Consider the following 15,133-nt stretch of genomic DNA (forward strand, 5'->3'; position numbering starts at 1 on the left):
ACCCCTGAACAATGCCGCATTACGAATTGACTACCAGGAGTTCTCATGACGGTGCAGCAATCAAAAAGACGGCCTCTAAGCCGCTACCTCAAAGATTTCAAACACAGCCAGACGCATTGCGCCCATTGCTTTAAGTTGCTCGACCGGATCACGCTGGTTCGTCGCGGGCAAATTGTGAATAAAATCGCCATCGCCCGCCTGGACACTTTGTTGGATGAAGCCGAGTGGGAGCAGGAGAAAAAAGAGTGGGTGGCACTGTGTCGTTTTTGCGGTGATTTGCATTGCAAAGAGCAGAGCGACTTTTTCGATATTATCGGTTTTAAACAGTTTTTATTTGAGCAGACCGAAATGAGTCACGGCACGGTACGTGAATACGTTGTCCGTCTGCGTCGCCTCGGGAATCACCTGACCGAACAAAATATCTCTCACGATCTGCTACAGGAAGGGTTCCTCGACGAAAACCTTGCCCCGTGGCTGCCGGAAACCAGCACCAACAATTACCGCATCGCCTTACGTAAGTATGAGCAGTTTAAAGCCCATACGCATATAGGGCATATGCAGAAATCCTCCTGGACAGCCAGTTCTGATATATATTAAAAACGAATAAGGTGTAACAGAGTCGTGTTTGTGGATCACAGCAAACGTTTTACACTGTAGTCATAAATGATAGTCACTAATGACAATATTCGGGGTAACTATGAAATTAGCACTTCTGGGACGTCAGGCTCTGATGGGTGTAATGGCTGTTGCACTTGTCGCCGGAATGAGCGTAAAGACTTATGCAGATGAAGGTCTGTTAAATAAAGTTAAAGAGCGCGGCACGCTGCTGGTGGGCCTGGAAGGGACCTATCCCCCGTTTAGTTTTCAGGGCGATGACGGCAAGCTGACCGGTTTCGAAGTGGAATTCGCTGAGGAACTGGCCAAGCACCTTGGGGTGAAAGCTAACCTGAAGCCGACCAAGTGGGACGGTATGCTGGCCTCTCTTGATTCCAAGCGCATTGATGTGGTCATCAACCAGGTGACCATCTCTGACGAACGTAAGAAAAAATACGATTTCTCTACCCCGTATACGGTTTCTGGTATTCAGGCGCTGGTGAAAAAAGGCAATGAAGGCGTTATTAAGACCGCTGCCGATCTGAAAGGTAAAAAAGTCGGCGTTGGTCTGGGCACCAACTATGAAGAGTGGCTGCGCCAGAACGTGCAGGGCGTGGATATTCGTACCTATGATGATGACCCGACCAAATACCAGGATCTGCGTGTAGGCCGTATCGACGCCATTCTGGTTGACCGTCTGGCGGCGCTGGATCTGGTCAAGAAAACCAAGGATACGCTGGCTGTGACCGGTGAAGCGTTCTCCCGTCAGGAGTCCGGCGTGGCGCTGCGCAAAGGCAATGAAGATCTGCTGAAAGCGGTTGATGCGGCCATTGCTGAAATGCAGAAAGACGGTACGCTGAAAGCCCTGTCTGAAAAATGGTTTGGAGCGGATGTGACGAAATAATCGGCATCCGATGAAAAAAGGCGCCTTTAACAGCGCCTTTTTTTATTTCATTGCGCCTGAGCGTGCATAATAAAAAGAACATCACAACAACGAATACCGGAGGCTGTATGCCGCTGCATAACTTAACGCGCTTTCCACGTCTGGAATTTATTGGCGCGCCAACGCCGCTCGAATATCTTCCACGTTTCTCCGACTACCTCGGGCGCGATATTTTCATCAAACGCGATGACGTCACGCCGATGGCCATGGGCGGCAATAAGCTGCGTAAGCTGGAGTTTCTGGCCGCAGACGCGCTGCGTGAAGGCGCTGATACGCTGATAACCGCGGGTGCCATCCAATCTAACCACGTTCGTCAGACTGCGGCGGTAGCGGCTAAGCTTGGCCTGCACTGCGTGGCGCTGTTGGAAAATCCGATTGGCACCACGGCGGAAAACTATCTCACCAATGGCAACCGTCTGCTGTTGGATCTGTTTAATACGCAGATCGAAATGTGTGACGCGCTAACCGATCCGAATGCGCAGTTGCAGGAGCTGGCGACGCGCGTTGAAGCGCAAGGGTTCCGCCCGTATGTGATCCCGGTTGGGGGCTCTAATGCTCTGGGGGCGATGGGTTATGTGGAAAGCGCGCTGGAAATTGCCCAGCAGTGTGAAGGGGCCGTTTCGCTCTCTTCCGTGGTGGTCGCGTCGGGCAGTGCGGGAACGCATGCCGGGCTGGCGGTGGGGCTGGAGCAACTGATGCCAGATGTCGAGCTTATCGGCGTGACCGTTTCGCGCAGCGTGGCGGATCAAAAACCCAAAGTTGTTACGTTGCAGCAGGATATTGCCCGTGAACTGGAACTGACGGCCTCAGCGGATATCCTGTTATGGGATGATTATTATGCGCCAGGCTACGGTACGCCAAACGAAGAGGGCATGGAGGCGGTAAAACTGCTGGCGCGCCTCGAAGGCGTTTTGTTGGATCCGGTGTATACCGGTAAGGCGATGGCGGGTTTGATTGACGGCATCAGCCAGAAGCGCTTCAAAGATGAAGGGCCAATCCTCTTTATTCATACCGGTGGGGCACCTGCACTGTTTGCCTACCATCCTCACGTGTAACAACCAGGTCGAAAAACGCTAATGCATGAAAGTATTCAACTGGTAATTGATTCCCTGCCGTATCTGCTCAAAGGCGCGGTTTTTACGCTGCAACTGAGTATCGGCGGGATGTTTTTTGGCCTCGTGCTGGGGTTTATCCTGGCGTTGATGCGTCTGTCGCCGCTGCTGCCTGTGCGCTGGCTGGCGCGTTTTTATATCTCTATCTTTCGCGGAACGCCGTTGATTGCCCAGCTGTTTATGATTTATTACGGTCTGCCGCAGTTTGGTATTGAGCTTGATCCCATCCCGGCGGCGATGATTGGCTTGTCGCTTAATACAGCCGCCTACGCTGCGGAAACCCTGCGTGCGGCAATCTCTTCCATCGACAAAGGACAGTGGGAGGCGGGTGCCAGTATTGGTATGACGCGCTGGCAGACTATGCGCCGGGCAATCCTGCCACAGGCTGCGCGCGTTGCGCTGCCGCCGCTGAGCAACAGCTTTATCAGTCTGGTGAAAGATACCTCTTTGGCCGCCACTATTCAGGTACCAGAACTGTTCCGTCAGGCGCAGCTGATTACCTCGCGTACGCTGGAAGTCTTTACGATGTATCTGGCGGCCTCGTTGATTTACTGGGTGATGGCGACGGTGCTTTCTGCGCTGCAAAACTATTTTGAAGAACAACTGAACCGCCAGGAGAGAGAGCCGAAATGAGTGCTATCGAAGTCAGAAACCTGGTCAAAAAATTTCATGGGCAAACGGTGCTGCACGGGATCGATCTTGACGTCAAACCTGGTGAAGTAGTAGCGATTATCGGGCCGAGCGGATCGGGCAAAACCACGCTGCTGCGTAGCATTAATTTGCTGGAGCAACCGGAGGCGGGCACCATTAAAGTGGGTGAGATTACCATTGATACCGCGCGTTCGTTGACCCAGCAGAAAGGGCTGATTCGTCAGTTACGCCAGCACGTCGGTTTTGTGTTCCAGAACTTTAATTTGTTTCCCCATCGGACAGTGCTGGAAAACATTATTGAAGGGCCGGTGATAGTCAAAGGTGAACCAAAAGCTGAAGCGACCGCTCGTGCGCGTGAATTGCTGGCGAAAGTCGGGCTGGCAGGTAAAGAAACCAGCTATCCGCGGCGTTTATCGGGTGGGCAGCAGCAGCGCGTAGCGATTGCCCGAGCGCTGGCGATGCGACCTGAGGTTATTCTTTTTGATGAACCGACCTCCGCGCTTGATCCTGAACTGGTTGGCGAGGTACTTAATACCATCCGCCAACTGGCGCAGGAAAAACGCACCATGGTAATTGTGACGCATGAAATGAGCTTTGCTCGCGATGTTGCCGATAGAGCGATATTTATGGATCAAGGACGGATAGTAGAGCAGGGACCAGCAAAATCCTTATTCACGCATCCGCAGCAGCCACGTACCCGTCAGTTTCTTGAAAAGTTTTTGATGCAATAAATAGTGTATATGGCACTCGCCGGGATTGTTTCTGGCGAGTGCTCTTCGCATAACTATTTATAATTATTGCTTTATTATTAACATTTGATTCTGTTACTTACTTCCGCTGTTGAGTAATACTCAAGTAATTGTTCATTTGTCCGATAATTTGCATATATAAAATACATTTATGTGTTAGCTTGTTTCATATGTTTGGATGATTATCAATCTCAGGGGCATTACCACTTAGTATGCAGGATCTTGATTTCTTCACCTGGCGACGGAGCATGCTGTTACGCTTTCAGGAAATGGCGACGGCAGAGGATGTCTATACGGAATTGCAACAACAGACGCAGCACTTAGAGTTTGATTTTTACGCGCTCTGTGTTCGTCATCCGGTACCTTTTACCCGACCTAAAACGTCACTTCATACGACCTATCCCAAAGCATGGGTGGCGCATTATCAGTCCGAAAATTATTTTGCCATTGATCCGGTGCTGAAACCTGAAAACTTCAGTCAGGGGCATTTACCCTGGAACGATACTCTGTTTCGCGATGCGCAACCTTTGTGGGACGCCGCGCGCAATCACGGTTTACGCAAAGGGATGACGCAATGCTTAATGTTGCCTAACCGGGCGTTGGGTTTTTTATCTGTATCGCGTGCAAGTATCCGTAACAGTCGCCTTGCGAGCGATGAAGTGGAGCTCAGGATGCAGCTTCTGGTACGGGAAAGTCTGTCTGTACTGACGCGACTGGAAGATGACATGGTTATGGCGCCAGAGATGCGTTTTAGCAAGCGAGAAAAGGAAATATTGAAATGGACGGCAGAGGGGAAAACCTCTTCAGAGATAGCCATCATTCTGTCGATTTCTGAAAATACTGTGAACTTCCACCAGAAGAATATGCAAAAGAAATTCAATGCGCCAAACAAAACGCAGATAGCCTGTTATGCCGCGGCAACCGGGCTTATCTGAGTAAATAATCGTTCTGAGTGTCAGACGCAAAACCGGCTGAGAGCATTGCTATCAGCCGGTTTCTTATTACTGGCGGTAAGCTTGTTTAATTTGCTTAACCGTGTTGGAAAATACCGCAGCCTGTGATTGATCTTCAATCAGCGCGAGCTGTTTTTCCATTTTAAGAATCACGCGGCCTGCATCGGCTTGACCCATTGCCTGCAGCATCAGCGTTAACATGGCTTTCAGGCAGGTGACTTCATTGGCCAGTTCCTGGTTATTCTCAGCAGTGGAAAAGTCAGGCGTACTCATTTATTTTCCTCGTTATGTTTCAATGAAAAAGTGCGATGTCAAATCTTAAGGCGGCGGAGTATACCATAAGCGAGGCTAAAAATATCTGTGGTTGTTTTTTGCGCGGACCAATGTTGTGGACATTAAAATAAACAACATGTTGCAGTGCATATATTTTCTCCACATGTTGTTTATTTCGAGTATTTTCCTCGTTAATTATTGTTACAACTTTGACTGCCTGGTTTGCATTCAGCGAAGGAATATGATCTTTTTGTCACCATTATGAAACAGCTACACAGATATAACCGTAGCAAAAGGTTACCAGTACTGAAAGTTTCCACTCGTCGTACAATCTAATTTCCAAAAACGAGAGCAAAATCGAAAGTCGGGCGTTTTTTACATTTCAAAGTTGAGATAAAACCCGTTAACATAGGACCGATTAACTATCGGTAGCGTTATCCCTATTCTGGAGATATTCCTTTGATCAACGTTTTTCTTGTTGATGACCACGAACTGGTGCGCGCAGGGATACGACGCATTCTGGAAGATATAAAAGGCATAAAAGTTGTCGGCGAAGCGTGCTGCGGTGAAGATGCGGTAAAATGGTGCCGCTCAAATTCCGTTGACGTTGTGCTGATGGATATGAATATGCCCGGTATTGGCGGTCTGGAAGCAACCCGCAAAATTGCGCGTTCCACGGCAGACATTAAAGTGATCATGCTGACGGTACACACCGAAAACCCATTACCTGCAAAAGTTATGCAGGCAGGGGCCGCAGGGTATCTCAGCAAAGGCGCCGCCCCCCAGGAAGTAGTGAGTGCGATTCGTTCGGTTTTTTCCGGGCAACGGTATATTGCCTCCGATATCGCTCAGCAAATGGCGCTCAGCCAGATTGAGCCTGAGAAAACGGAAACCCCGTTTGCCAGTTTGTCTGAACGCGAGTTGCAGATTATGCTGATGATCACCAAAGGTCAGAAGGTTAATGAGATCTCAGAGCAACTGAATCTTAGTCCTAAAACGGTGAACAGCTATCGCTATCGAATGTTCAGTAAATTAAACATTCATGGCGATGTAGAGCTGACTCACCTGGCAATTCGCCATGGCCTGTGTAATGCGGAGACATTAGCAAGCCAGTGACAGATCAGTTTGATGCCAAAGCGTTCCTGAAAACCGTGACCAGTCAGCCCGGCGTCTATCGTATGTATGATACCGCCGGAACGGTTATCTATGTCGGGAAAGCGAAAGACCTGAAAAAAAGGCTTTCCAGCTACTTCCGTAGTAATCTTGCGTCACGCAAGACCGAAGCGCTGGTCGCGCAAATCCAGCAGATTGATGTCACGGTAACGCACACTGAAACCGAAGCGTTATTGCTTGAGCACAACTACATCAAGCTATATCAGCCGCGTTATAACGTATTGCTGCGTGATGATAAATCCTACCCCTTTATATTCCTTAGCGGCGATACCCACCCGCGTCTGGCGATGCATCGTGGGGCAAAGCATGCCAAAGGCGAGTACTTTGGACAGTTCCCTAACGGTTATGCGGTGCGTGAAACGCTGGCGCTGTTGCAGAAAATATTCCCTATCCGCCAGTGCGAAAACAGCGTTTATCGCAACCGTTCTCGACCTTGTCTGCAATATCAGATTGGCCGCTGTCTCGGCCCGTGTGTCGCGGGTCTGGTGAGCGAGGAAGAGTATGCTCAGCAGGTCGAGTATGTTCGTCTGTTCCTGTCCGGAAAAGACGATCAGGTGTTAACACAGCTGATTACCCGCATGGAAAAGGCCAGCCAAAATCTCGAATTTGAAGAGGCTGCGCGAATTCGTGACCAAATCCAGGCCGTACGCCGCGTGACCGAAAAACAGTTTGTCTCTAATACTGGAGACGATCTGGACGTCATTGGCGTGGCGTTTGACGCCGGCATGGCCTGTGTGCACGTTCTGTTTATTCGCCAGGGTAAAGTGCTGGGCAGCCGCAGCTATTTCCCTAAAGTACCCGGTGGTACGGAACTGGGCGAGGTCGTCGAAACCTTTGTCGGGCAGTTTTATCTGCAGGGGAGCCAGATGCGTACCTTACCCGGGGAGATCCTGCTCGATTTCAATCTTAGCGATAAAACCCTGCTGGCAGACTCTCTGTCTGAACTGGCCGGACGGAAGATTAACGTGCAGACGAAACCGCGAGGGGATCGCGCGCGTTATCTGAAGCTGGCGCGGACCAACGCGGCAGTGGCGCTCACCACGAAACTTTCTCAGCAGTCGACGATTACGCAACGTCTGACGGCGCTGGCCTCCGTATTGAAGTTACCTGCGGTGAAGCGTATGGAGTGCTTCGACATTAGCCATACGATGGGGGAACAGACGGTAGCCTCTTGCGTGGTTTTTGATGCCAATGGCCCGCTGCGTGCAGAATATCGGCGTTACAATATTACCGGCATTACGCCGGGTGATGATTATGCGGCGATGAATCAGGTCTTACGTCGGCGTTATGGTAAGGCGATTGAAGAAAGTAAGATTCCGGACGTCATATTGATCGACGGCGGTAAAGGTCAGTTAGGGCAGGCGAAAGCCGTTTTTGCTGAACTGGACGTTCCCTGGGACAAACAGCACCCACTTTTGCTGGGGGTGGCAAAAGGGGCCGATCGTAAAGCCGGTCTGGAAACACTGTTCTTTGAGCCGGAAGGTGAGGGCTTTAGTCTGCCGCCGGATTCGCCTGCATTGCACGTTATCCAGCATATCCGCGATGAATCTCACGATCATGCGATTAGCGGGCATCGTAAAAAGCGGGCGAAAGTGAAAAGTACCAGCACGCTTGAGACCATCGAAGGTGTCGGGCCAAAGCGTCGCCAGATGTTGTTGAAATATATGGGAGGTTTGCAAGGTCTTCGTAATGCAAGTATCGAAGAAATTGCAAAAGTGCCGGGTATTTCGCAAGCTCTGGCAGAAAAGATCTTCTACTCGTTGAAACATTAGGCCCTCTGTAGCAACATAGGGGTAATTTCACTGACAACAGATAGTTATCCGTCATATGCAATTTAATATCCCTACGTTGCTCACGCTGTTTCGCGTCATCCTGATCCCATTCTTTGTATTGGCTTTTTACCTGCCATTCACCTGGGCTCCTTTTGTTTGTGCGCTGATCTTCTGTATCGCAGCGGTCACAGACTGGTTTGACGGTTTTCTGGCTCGCCGCTGGAACCAAAGCACGCGTTTTGGCGCCTTCCTCGATCCGGTCGCTGATAAAGTGCTGGTAGCTATTGCGATGGTACTGGTGACAGAGCATTACCACAGCTGGTGGGTGACGCTCCCCGCTGCAACAATGATTGCGCGTGAAATCATCATCTCTGCACTACGTGAATGGATGGCCGAACTGGGTAAACGCAGCAGCGTAGCCGTATCCTGGATTGGTAAAGTGAAAACCACTTCGCAAATGGCTGCACTGGCCTGGCTGCTGTGGCGTCCAAATATCTGGGTTGAGTATGCTGGGATCGCACTTTTCTTCGTCGCCGCGATACTGACTTTGTGGTCAATGTTCCAGTATTTGAGCGCTGCACGTGGAGATTTGCTTGATCAGTGATCGTTTCGACGCAAATTTCAGCAAACGATCGTTAGTGGTGAAAAATATCGTTGACTCATTGCGTCAGGTAAGTAGAATGCAACGCATCGAACGGCAGCACTGATTGCCAGACGATAACAAAATCAAGTGATTAACAAAGTTACTTGGTGATGCGGGAATAGCTCAGTTGGTAGAGCACGACCTTGCCAAGGTCGGGGTCGCGAGTTCGAGTCTCGTTTCCCGCTCCAAATTAGAGACATCGGCAATCGCGGATGTCGGCTGTAAAGCCAGAAGATTTCGGCGCGTTAGCAAAGCGGTTATGTAGCGGATTGCAAATCCGTCTAGTCCGGTTCGACTCCGGAACGCGCCTCCAATTTCTTCCCGAGCCCGGATGGTGGAATCGGTAGACACAAGGGATTTAAAATCCCTCGGCGTTCGCGCTGTGTGGGTTCAAGTCCCACTCCGGGTACCATGGGAAAGAACAGAATAATCAAAGCAATAAGCAGTGTCGTGAAACCACCTACGGGTGGTTTTTTTGTGCTTGTTTTTTACAAGCATAGAACTCACTATTGCTCATCAATCTATCGCCGAATAGGCGCGTTAAACATAAAGCCCCCTCGGGCAGGGTTGTTGATAAAACCATCGCGGGCGGGATTATAGTTGTGGTCCTGGAAACCATTCATCAGGATGGGATCGCCAAAGTCATCCTGTATCGCCAGGTGTCTGTGGATTCGGTTTCGTGCCCTGAACGTGAAAACGAAATCATCCGTCCCGCCAATGATGATCACGCCATTACCGGCTCGAAGTGCCGCGCTTAACTCTTGCTCTCTGACGGCCTGGTTTTGTAACGCGCTGGATGTGGCAGAAGATGACGACAGCAGCAGTAATATAAGAACGGTGCATGAAAATACCGATGGCAGTTTCATGATTAATACCTATTAAAAGTATGGCTATTAAAGTATAGCTTTATGTTGTCATCTCAACTGAAAAGAAAACCAATAATTTAAACCTGCTGTCCATACTGAGTCTGAGGGCCGGAAGAGTAGTGCCGCGCAGTTAAGAACTATAATAAAAACAGTCGGCAGGTGATAACTCCTGTTTGCCAATCGCGCTGGTTCAGGGGGCAGCTATGAACATTTCATCTTCTCCGATAGTCATGTTCGCAGCATTGCTCACCTTTAGTTGTGCAGCATATTCGGTGGAAAAAGGGAATATCTTTTCGCAGAATGCCAGGGCCATGGATCCCATCGCATTTTCTCAACAGTCATTTAAAAACCTGACGTCTTATCAGGTCATGATGCGCTCTTCGTCGCCATCCGATGAAAGCAAAATTATTCGCTATAGCTTTCAAAAGCCTGGGTATGTGCGGATGGATTTTACCCAACCGCATTCAGGAGCGGTGCTTATCTTTAATCCTGTCAGCGGTAAAGTGACGTTATGGCCATTTGGTGTGGGTTTTTTGCCCATTTTGCAACTGTCGCCTACTAATTCATTGATCCAGGATGAGCGTGGTCATCGAGTGGATCGCTCTGATATCGGCGTGTTGTTGGGCAATATTCGTCATCTGCAACGCGAAGGGACAATGACCACTGTTGGCAAGGAAAACCTTGCAGGACGGGCGACGACGCACGTATCTGTGGTTGGGCCTGGAACAATGGTGGTTGATGGTGTTCACCGCTATGACGTCTGGCTGGATAATTATCACGGACTTCCTGCCAAAGTGATCAGCTATGCGCCAGATGGGCAGCGATTAGAAACCGTGCTTCTGGATGCTATGGTCATTAACATCCGTTTTCCCGCCAATTTCTTCTCACCCTGAAGGAGGCTGTATTATGGCTGACTATCAGTTTTCCACCGTCTGGCGGGTTGAGGCTTCTATTCAGGAGGTATGGGATGTTTTTTCTCATCCCGATCAGTGGCCTGAATGGTGGGAAAGTCTGGAACGCATTGTTGAGATTAAAAAAGGTGATGTACAGGGCATTGGGGCGCTGCATCGTTATACCTGGAAAGGAGCGCTTCCCTATCGCTTAACCTTTGACATCAACGTGTTAAATATTCTGCCTTGCTCGCTGCTTGAGGGACAAGCCAGTGGGGCGGTAGAAGGGCGAGGTGTGTGGTATTTTTCTGCCAGTGGCGCTGAGACCATCGTCAGATATGACTGGAATGTTCGCACCACGATTCGTTGGATGAATTACCTGGCCCCGCTGGCGGCACCCGTTTTTCGCTGGAATCACGATACGGTCATGCGCGAAGGGGCCAGAGGATTAGCCCGCAAACTGGCAACGAATGTACATATATTTTGAGTTCAGTCAGGGTTGAGGATTAATTAGCGTCCTGATATTTAAAATTGCCTCCACTACTGATTAATAACTTAGCGATCTCAGTCAATTTCTTATCATACACGGCGGCATTTTGTAGGCCTGCCTTGCGCAGAAGTTCTAAGTTTTCACGCGATGCGTTATCCAGCGTTGGATCGGCGCCGTATAGTTCAGGCTGAATTCTGTAGTATTTAGAGTTTTTTACCGTTGAGGCAATTTGTTGCAGATAATACGCGGTCATCTGTGGCCCCCCCTCTAGCGCGATATCAATAGCCGGTTTTGCCCAGCCAAAGGGGCCCCAGTCCTTAACTTCGGAATAAGAATACCCCTGCAATTTCTTGCCGGTGCCCAGTGAGACAATAATCATATCCTTAATGCCAGCGACATTACTGAATTTAATCGCTTCGGAATAGGCGCAGAGTGCCGGGTCGTTTGCCACCACACCGCCATCAACCAGGACAAATTTTTCGGGTACCGGGGGTAATGAATAAATACGCGCTGCCTCGAAATAAGTGGGAGCTGCTGAGGTACCCCGTAAAGCATCCCTGACCAGGAAGTCCCGATTCTTGGCGAGGGCGGAGTGTTGTTTGAAAATGACAGGAAGACGACTGCTCACGTCATAAGAAACAAAGCAGGTTGGTCTTAATAATTCACTGATTTTTGTTTCACCAAATGCTGTTTTTAATACCCTCTCCAGCTCCTTTGCAGAATATTTTTCATCGCTAGCACCACCCAGTGAACTGATTGTTTTCCAGACGCCGACATCAAAAATTTCATCCCCATCCTGAAGGTAGAAATTGACGGCTTCCTGAGCGGAGAACTTGGGCTTTCCTTTCGCATCAGGGCAAACGTAAGCAGAACACAGAATGGCCCCGGTACTGGTACCGGCAAAGAGATCGAAGTAATCCGCAATTCTGGCGGCAGGATTTTGTGATATATCCTGCAATTTCTTCTCCAGTGCCACAAGTAGCATACCCGGCAGGATGCCTCTGATCCCGCCACCATCGATAGACAGTATTCTCATTGCCATTTTTATGTCCTCCAAAGATAAGAAACGGGATTTAGGGGTAGGGTTGTTTCCGCTATGGCTGCAGTTAAATATAGACAGGATTTACGCTGAATTTGTGTCATAAGAAGGGGGCTGGCAGATTGATATCCGCTCACTGCTGTACTTTTTTGCCTGTAAATGGCTTAATAGCGACCTTGTAGTATCTTATTTCATTCACAGTTAACAGGTCTGTTATTGATGAATAACCTCCATCGGCTCACCTTTTTATGTCAGCGTCTGTCTGCTGTGATGATCGTATACGGTTTTTACCTGCTTAGCCGTAGTTCAACTCTTACAACATGGACAGACAGCAATGCAACGTCGACAATTTCTCAAAAATAGCGTTCTCCTTTCGGCCGCCGGTTTAGTCGGTCCTGCGGTTATTAGTCAGACGGTTCGCGCCGCTGAGCCATCCGTTGCACCAGTCGCGCGTCGGCGCTTTGTGTTATCCCAGACCTATAAACTTAACCCTCCTAAGGGCTCGAGCGGTGTAGTAAAACTGTGGATCCCGCTTCCTGTAGATACCGCGTTTCAACAAATGACGGCGCTTGCCTTTAGCGGAAACTATAAGCAAGCGTATGTCACCACTAATAATACTTATGGCGCGAAAACGCTGTTTGCCACCTGGCCTGACTCGCAGGGCGAACTGTTGATTAACGTTGATATCGACATTGAAACCGCCGACTGGGAACCGCTGAAGCAGGACGCGTTGAAAACCTGGCAAGCGCCGGAGCAGATTATTTACCCGCTGGATGTAAAACCGTACCTTTTGCCGACGGCACATACCCCAGTTGATGGGCTGGTTCTGGAAACCGCACGTAAAATCACCGGTAATGAGCAGGATCCGCTGAAAAAAGCACGCCTGATTTACGAGTGGGTGAGTAGCCATATGGAGCGCGATAACGACGTTATCGGCTGCGGCACGGGGGATGTAGCGGAGATCTTAAAAAGCGGTAAGCTCAAAGGAAAATGCACCGACATGAGCTCCGTTTTTGTGGCTCTGGCGCGTGCCAGCGGCATTCCGGCGCGTGAACTGTTTGGTATCCGTCTGGGCAAGGCCAATAAGCTCGAACGTTACTCGAAAAGTGCATTTGGCAAAGCAGACAGCGCAGGCGTTGCTGATGTGAGCGGTGGGCAACATTGTCGTGCCGAGTTCTATCTGGCCGGTTACGGTTGGTTACCTTGCGATCCTGCTGATGTGACCAAAATGCGTCTGGCAGAGAAAAAATCGCATCAGGACGCCGATGTCCAGGCGGTAAACACTTACCTGTTTGGTAACTGGGAAATGAACTGGGTTGGATTCAACTACGGGCGTGATTTCGAGCTGTATCCGGCAACGGAGCAGGGCGCGGTGAACAACTTTGGTTATCCTTATGCTGAAGTTGATGGCGACCCGATCAATTTCTATGATCCTAAAGCGTTCTCCTACAGCTATGTCGCCACAGAACAACGCTAAACGGGCGGGACTCACCCTGTTGACGGCTGCGGTAGCTGCCGTCACTGCGGGCTTATGCTGCGTTGGACCGCTGCTCTACCTGCTGTTTGGTATTTCGGCGGCGAGCTTTGCTGTTTTCACCAAGTTTGAGTTTTTGCGAACGCCTCTGGTGCTGCTATCCCTGGGATTATTACTGCATGTCTTCTGGCGGCTCTATTTTTCCAAACGGCTGTGGTGTTCAGGCTGGCTAACGCTGAGGCAAGCGCGCATGTTCTACTGGTGCGCACTGGCATTGATTTTGCCAGTGTTATTTTACCCAACGCTTGTTGCCTGGTTTTATGAGGTATTTGAATGAAGATCTTCACGTTAGTTGCATGCTTGCTATTACCGCTGTGGGCTCAGGCGGCCAATCAAAAAGTGGTGCTGGATATACAAAATATGACCTGCTCGCTATGCGTTATTTCGGTCAATCAGGCGCTACGTGAAACCGACGGCGTGATTAAAGCAAAGTCCTCCCTAAAAACCCGACAAGCAGAAGCGATTGTGCCAGAAGGTTTCCCAACCGATACTTTACTTAACGCGGTAGCGAAAACGGGCTATACCGCAACGCTCAACCGCATTGAACAACAGTAAACCACCTGCGGGTGGTTTTATTGTGTTTTCCCGGTATGATGCCCGGCGGCTTAGTGTTCTCTTTTGTGCGTTAACTTCCGGAATTCCCCTCGTTTCCTGTTAACCTGAACAGGCGGCAACTGTATGCCGCATATGCCCATTTGTATCTGTTATCCCTCCAGCCATGTAGGATGATCACAGGCAAGATTTTTTGACTAAGGAAAAGCGTTATGAAAACGGGACCATTAAACGAGAGCGAACTGGAATGGCTGGATGATGTACTGACTAAGTACAATACAGACAAGGCTATTCTGGATGTGTCAGAACTGGATGGTTTGCTGACGGCGGTGCTGAGTTCACCGTATGAAATTGAACCAGAGCAGTGGCTGGTCGCAATTTGGGGCGGCGCGCAGTATGTCCCTCGCTGGTCCTCCGAAAAAGAAATGACGCGTTTCATGAACCTGGCGTTTCAACATATGGCGGATACGGCCGATCGTCTGGATGAATATCCTGAGCAGTTTGAGCCGTTGTTTGGTTTGCGTGAAATTGACGAGCATGAACTGACCATCGTTGAAGAGTGGTGCTTTGGTTATATGCGCGGCGTTGCACTGTCAGACTGGTCCGCGTTACCGGACACGTTAAAACCAGCACTTGAGGCTATTGCGCTGCACGGTACGGAAGAGAACTTTGCGGTGGTTGAGAAATTGACACCTGAAGCGTTTGAAGAGAGCGTCGATGCCATCCGCCTGGCTGCGCTGGACCTGCATGCTTACTGGATGGCGCATCCTCAGGAAACGCCGGTCAAAGTACCGGTGAAAGTGGATGCCAAAGTAGGGCGCAATGACCCTTGCCCCTGTGGCAGCGGCAAGAAATATAAGCAGTGCTGTTTGCATTAACAGAAAGGGGCGAAAGCCCCT

At 49.8% G+C, this 15,133-nt stretch carries 19 protein-coding genes and 3 tRNA genes; 18 read left to right on the forward strand and 4 right to left on the reverse strand.

What is annotated here, in order from left to right; translation table 11 throughout:
* The first annotated feature begins 45 nt into the window (after positions 1–45).
* The 6 genes from fliZ to sdiA all read left to right on the forward strand — a co-directional run bounded on the left by fliZ (position 46) and on the right by sdiA (position 4,984).
* A complete protein-coding gene (gene fliZ / locus OGV71_RS15425; RefSeq protein ID WP_016150547.1) occupies positions 46–597 on the forward strand; it encodes a flagella biosynthesis regulatory protein FliZ in 552 nt (183 codons plus the stop codon).
* A gap of 100 nt (positions 598–697) precedes the next feature.
* Positions 698–1,498: a cystine ABC transporter substrate-binding protein gene (tcyJ, locus tag OGV71_RS15430; protein ID WP_003030469.1), complete on the forward strand. Its 801-nt coding sequence runs from the start codon at positions 698–700 to the stop codon at positions 1,496–1,498.
* Between the two features lie 107 nt (positions 1,499–1,605).
* The gene (dcyD, locus tag OGV71_RS15435; RefSeq protein WP_204583493.1) at positions 1,606–2,592 is read left to right on the forward strand and encodes a D-cysteine desulfhydrase; all 987 of its coding nucleotides are present in this window, start codon (positions 1,606–1,608) and stop codon (positions 2,590–2,592) included.
* A gap of 21 nt (positions 2,593–2,613) precedes the next feature.
* Positions 2,614–3,282 (forward strand): cystine ABC transporter permease, encoded by a 669-nt coding sequence (gene tcyL / locus OGV71_RS15440; protein ID WP_003030474.1) that lies wholly within the window; start codon positions 2,614–2,616, stop codon positions 3,280–3,282.
* A complete protein-coding gene (gene tcyN, locus OGV71_RS15445) occupies positions 3,279–4,031 on the forward strand; it encodes an L-cystine ABC transporter ATP-binding protein TcyN (RefSeq protein ID WP_003030477.1) in 753 nt (250 codons plus the stop codon). The genes tcyL and tcyN overlap by 4 nt, the downstream gene beginning before the upstream one ends.
* Positions 4,032–4,261: 230 nt before the next feature.
* Positions 4,262–4,984, forward strand: a complete 723-nt coding sequence (sdiA, locus tag OGV71_RS15450) for a quorum-sensing transcriptional regulator SdiA (RefSeq protein WP_003030480.1) — start codon at positions 4,262–4,264, stop codon at positions 4,982–4,984.
* A gap of 66 nt (positions 4,985–5,050) precedes the next feature.
* On the opposite strand, the gene OGV71_RS15455 is transcribed toward sdiA, so the two are convergent.
* On the reverse strand, positions 5,051–5,275 hold the full coding sequence (locus OGV71_RS15455) for a DUF2594 family protein (RefSeq protein WP_003030482.1): 225 nt from the start codon (positions 5,273–5,275) through the stop codon (positions 5,051–5,053).
* Positions 5,276–5,294: 19 nt separating this feature from the next.
* On the reverse strand, positions 5,295–5,438 hold the full coding sequence (locus OGV71_RS25600) for a hypothetical protein (RefSeq protein WP_418219448.1): 144 nt from the start codon (positions 5,436–5,438) through the stop codon (positions 5,295–5,297).
* 296 nt (positions 5,439–5,734) lie between these two features.
* Here OGV71_RS25600 and uvrY point away from each other — a divergent pair, with 296 nt between their 5' ends.
* The 6 genes from uvrY to OGV71_RS15485 all read left to right on the forward strand — a co-directional run bounded on the left by uvrY (position 5,735) and on the right by OGV71_RS15485 (position 9,275).
* On the forward strand, positions 5,735–6,391 hold the full coding sequence (uvrY, locus tag OGV71_RS15460; RefSeq protein ID WP_003030486.1) for a UvrY/SirA/GacA family response regulator transcription factor: 657 nt from the start codon (positions 5,735–5,737) through the stop codon (positions 6,389–6,391).
* Positions 6,388–8,220, forward strand: a complete 1,833-nt coding sequence (gene uvrC, locus OGV71_RS15465) for an excinuclease ABC subunit UvrC (RefSeq protein ID WP_286533594.1) — start codon at positions 6,388–6,390, stop codon at positions 8,218–8,220. Before uvrY ends, uvrC begins: the two co-directional genes overlap by 4 nt.
* A gap of 55 nt (positions 8,221–8,275) precedes the next feature.
* The gene (gene pgsA / locus OGV71_RS15470; protein WP_003030490.1) at positions 8,276–8,824 is read left to right on the forward strand and encodes a CDP-diacylglycerol--glycerol-3-phosphate 3-phosphatidyltransferase; all 549 of its coding nucleotides are present in this window, start codon (positions 8,276–8,278) and stop codon (positions 8,822–8,824) included.
* Between the two features lie 151 nt (positions 8,825–8,975).
* Positions 8,976–9,051: transfer RNA gene (locus OGV71_RS15475), tRNA-Gly, on the forward strand.
* A gap of 51 nt (positions 9,052–9,102) precedes the next feature.
* Positions 9,103–9,176, forward strand: a tRNA-Cys gene (locus tag OGV71_RS15480).
* A gap of 12 nt (positions 9,177–9,188) precedes the next feature.
* Positions 9,189–9,275 (forward strand) — tRNA-Leu (locus OGV71_RS15485).
* A gap of 109 nt (positions 9,276–9,384) precedes the next feature.
* Here OGV71_RS15485 and OGV71_RS15490 read toward each other — a convergent pair.
* Positions 9,385–9,729, reverse strand: a complete 345-nt coding sequence (locus OGV71_RS15490) for a hypothetical protein (RefSeq protein WP_016150545.1) — start codon at positions 9,727–9,729, stop codon at positions 9,385–9,387.
* A gap of 203 nt (positions 9,730–9,932) precedes the next feature.
* Between OGV71_RS15490 and OGV71_RS15495 the strand changes: the two genes are divergently transcribed.
* On the forward strand, positions 9,933–10,622 hold the full coding sequence (locus OGV71_RS15495) for a LolA family protein (RefSeq protein ID WP_086504018.1): 690 nt from the start codon (positions 9,933–9,935) through the stop codon (positions 10,620–10,622).
* Positions 10,623–10,635: 13 nt separating this feature from the next.
* Positions 10,636–11,106: an SRPBCC family protein gene (locus tag OGV71_RS15500; RefSeq protein ID WP_003839113.1), complete on the forward strand. Its 471-nt coding sequence runs from the start codon at positions 10,636–10,638 to the stop codon at positions 11,104–11,106.
* A gap of 19 nt (positions 11,107–11,125) precedes the next feature.
* On the opposite strand, the gene OGV71_RS15505 is transcribed toward OGV71_RS15500, so the two are convergent.
* The gene (locus OGV71_RS15505) at positions 11,126–12,151 is read right to left on the reverse strand and encodes a patatin-like phospholipase family protein (protein ID WP_200054521.1); all 1,026 of its coding nucleotides are present in this window, start codon (positions 12,149–12,151) and stop codon (positions 11,126–11,128) included.
* Positions 12,152–12,482: 331 nt separating this feature from the next.
* Here OGV71_RS15505 and OGV71_RS15510 point away from each other — a divergent pair, with 331 nt between their 5' ends.
* The 4 genes from OGV71_RS15510 (at position 12,483) to OGV71_RS15525 (ending at position 15,112) form a co-directional block, all read left to right on the forward strand.
* Positions 12,483–13,625: a transglutaminase-like domain-containing protein gene (locus OGV71_RS15510; RefSeq protein ID WP_032949539.1), complete on the forward strand. Its 1,143-nt coding sequence runs from the start codon at positions 12,483–12,485 to the stop codon at positions 13,623–13,625.
* A complete protein-coding gene (locus tag OGV71_RS15515) occupies positions 13,603–13,959 on the forward strand; it encodes a mercuric transporter MerT family protein (protein ID WP_003034578.1) in 357 nt (118 codons plus the stop codon). Before OGV71_RS15510 ends, OGV71_RS15515 begins: the two co-directional genes overlap by 23 nt.
* Entirely contained in the window at positions 13,956–14,237 is a 282-nt protein-coding gene (locus OGV71_RS15520; RefSeq protein WP_003833910.1) for a heavy-metal-associated domain-containing protein, read from the forward strand. The genes OGV71_RS15515 and OGV71_RS15520 overlap by 4 nt, the downstream gene beginning before the upstream one ends.
* Before the next feature lie 209 nt (positions 14,238–14,446).
* Positions 14,447–15,112, forward strand: coding sequence for a YecA/YgfB family protein (locus OGV71_RS15525; RefSeq protein ID WP_003034581.1), 666 nt, complete (start codon positions 14,447–14,449; stop codon positions 15,110–15,112).
* Positions 15,113–15,133: the final 21 nt, after the last annotated feature.

The sequence above is a fragment of the Citrobacter sp. Cf088 genome (genome assembly GCF_030334295.1).
Taxonomy (GTDB): domain Bacteria; phylum Pseudomonadota; class Gammaproteobacteria; order Enterobacterales; family Enterobacteriaceae; genus Citrobacter; species Citrobacter freundii.

Bases quoted from the DNA above. Each gene is read 5' to 3' on its own strand.
- dcyD (WP_204583493.1), top strand. From the start codon at position 1,606: ATGCCGCTGCATAACTTAACGCGCTTTCCACGTCTGGAATTTATTGGC.
- OGV71_RS15500 (WP_003839113.1), top strand. From the start codon at position 10,636: ATGGCTGACTATCAGTTTTCCACCGTCTGGCGGGTTGAGGCTTCTATT.
- tcyN (WP_003030477.1), top strand. From the start codon at position 3,279: ATGAGTGCTATCGAAGTCAGAAACCTGGTCAAAAAATTTCATGGGCAA.
- OGV71_RS15520 (WP_003833910.1), top strand. From the start codon at position 13,956: ATGAAGATCTTCACGTTAGTTGCATGCTTGCTATTACCGCTGTGGGCT.
- OGV71_RS15515 (WP_003034578.1), top strand. From the start codon at position 13,603: ATGTCGCCACAGAACAACGCTAAACGGGCGGGACTCACCCTGTTGACG.
- tcyJ (WP_003030469.1), top strand. From the start codon at position 698: ATGAAATTAGCACTTCTGGGACGTCAGGCTCTGATGGGTGTAATGGCT.
- OGV71_RS15510 (WP_032949539.1), top strand. From the start codon at position 12,483: ATGCAACGTCGACAATTTCTCAAAAATAGCGTTCTCCTTTCGGCCGCC.
- tcyL (WP_003030474.1), top strand. From the start codon at position 2,614: ATGCATGAAAGTATTCAACTGGTAATTGATTCCCTGCCGTATCTGCTC.
- OGV71_RS15525 (WP_003034581.1), top strand. From the start codon at position 14,447: ATGAAAACGGGACCATTAAACGAGAGCGAACTGGAATGGCTGGATGAT.
- OGV71_RS15490 (WP_016150545.1), bottom strand. From the start codon at position 9,729: ATGAAACTGCCATCGGTATTTTCATGCACCGTTCTTATATTACTGCTG.
- OGV71_RS15505 (WP_200054521.1), bottom strand. From the start codon at position 12,151: ATGGCAATGAGAATACTGTCTATCGATGGTGGCGGGATCAGAGGCATC.
- OGV71_RS15495 (WP_086504018.1), top strand. From the start codon at position 9,933: ATGAACATTTCATCTTCTCCGATAGTCATGTTCGCAGCATTGCTCACC.
- sdiA (WP_003030480.1), top strand. From the start codon at position 4,262: ATGCAGGATCTTGATTTCTTCACCTGGCGACGGAGCATGCTGTTACGC.
- OGV71_RS15455 (WP_003030482.1), bottom strand. From the start codon at position 5,275: ATGAGTACGCCTGACTTTTCCACTGCTGAGAATAACCAGGAACTGGCC.
- pgsA (WP_003030490.1), top strand. From the start codon at position 8,276: ATGCAATTTAATATCCCTACGTTGCTCACGCTGTTTCGCGTCATCCTG.
- fliZ (WP_016150547.1), top strand. From the start codon at position 46: ATGACGGTGCAGCAATCAAAAAGACGGCCTCTAAGCCGCTACCTCAAA.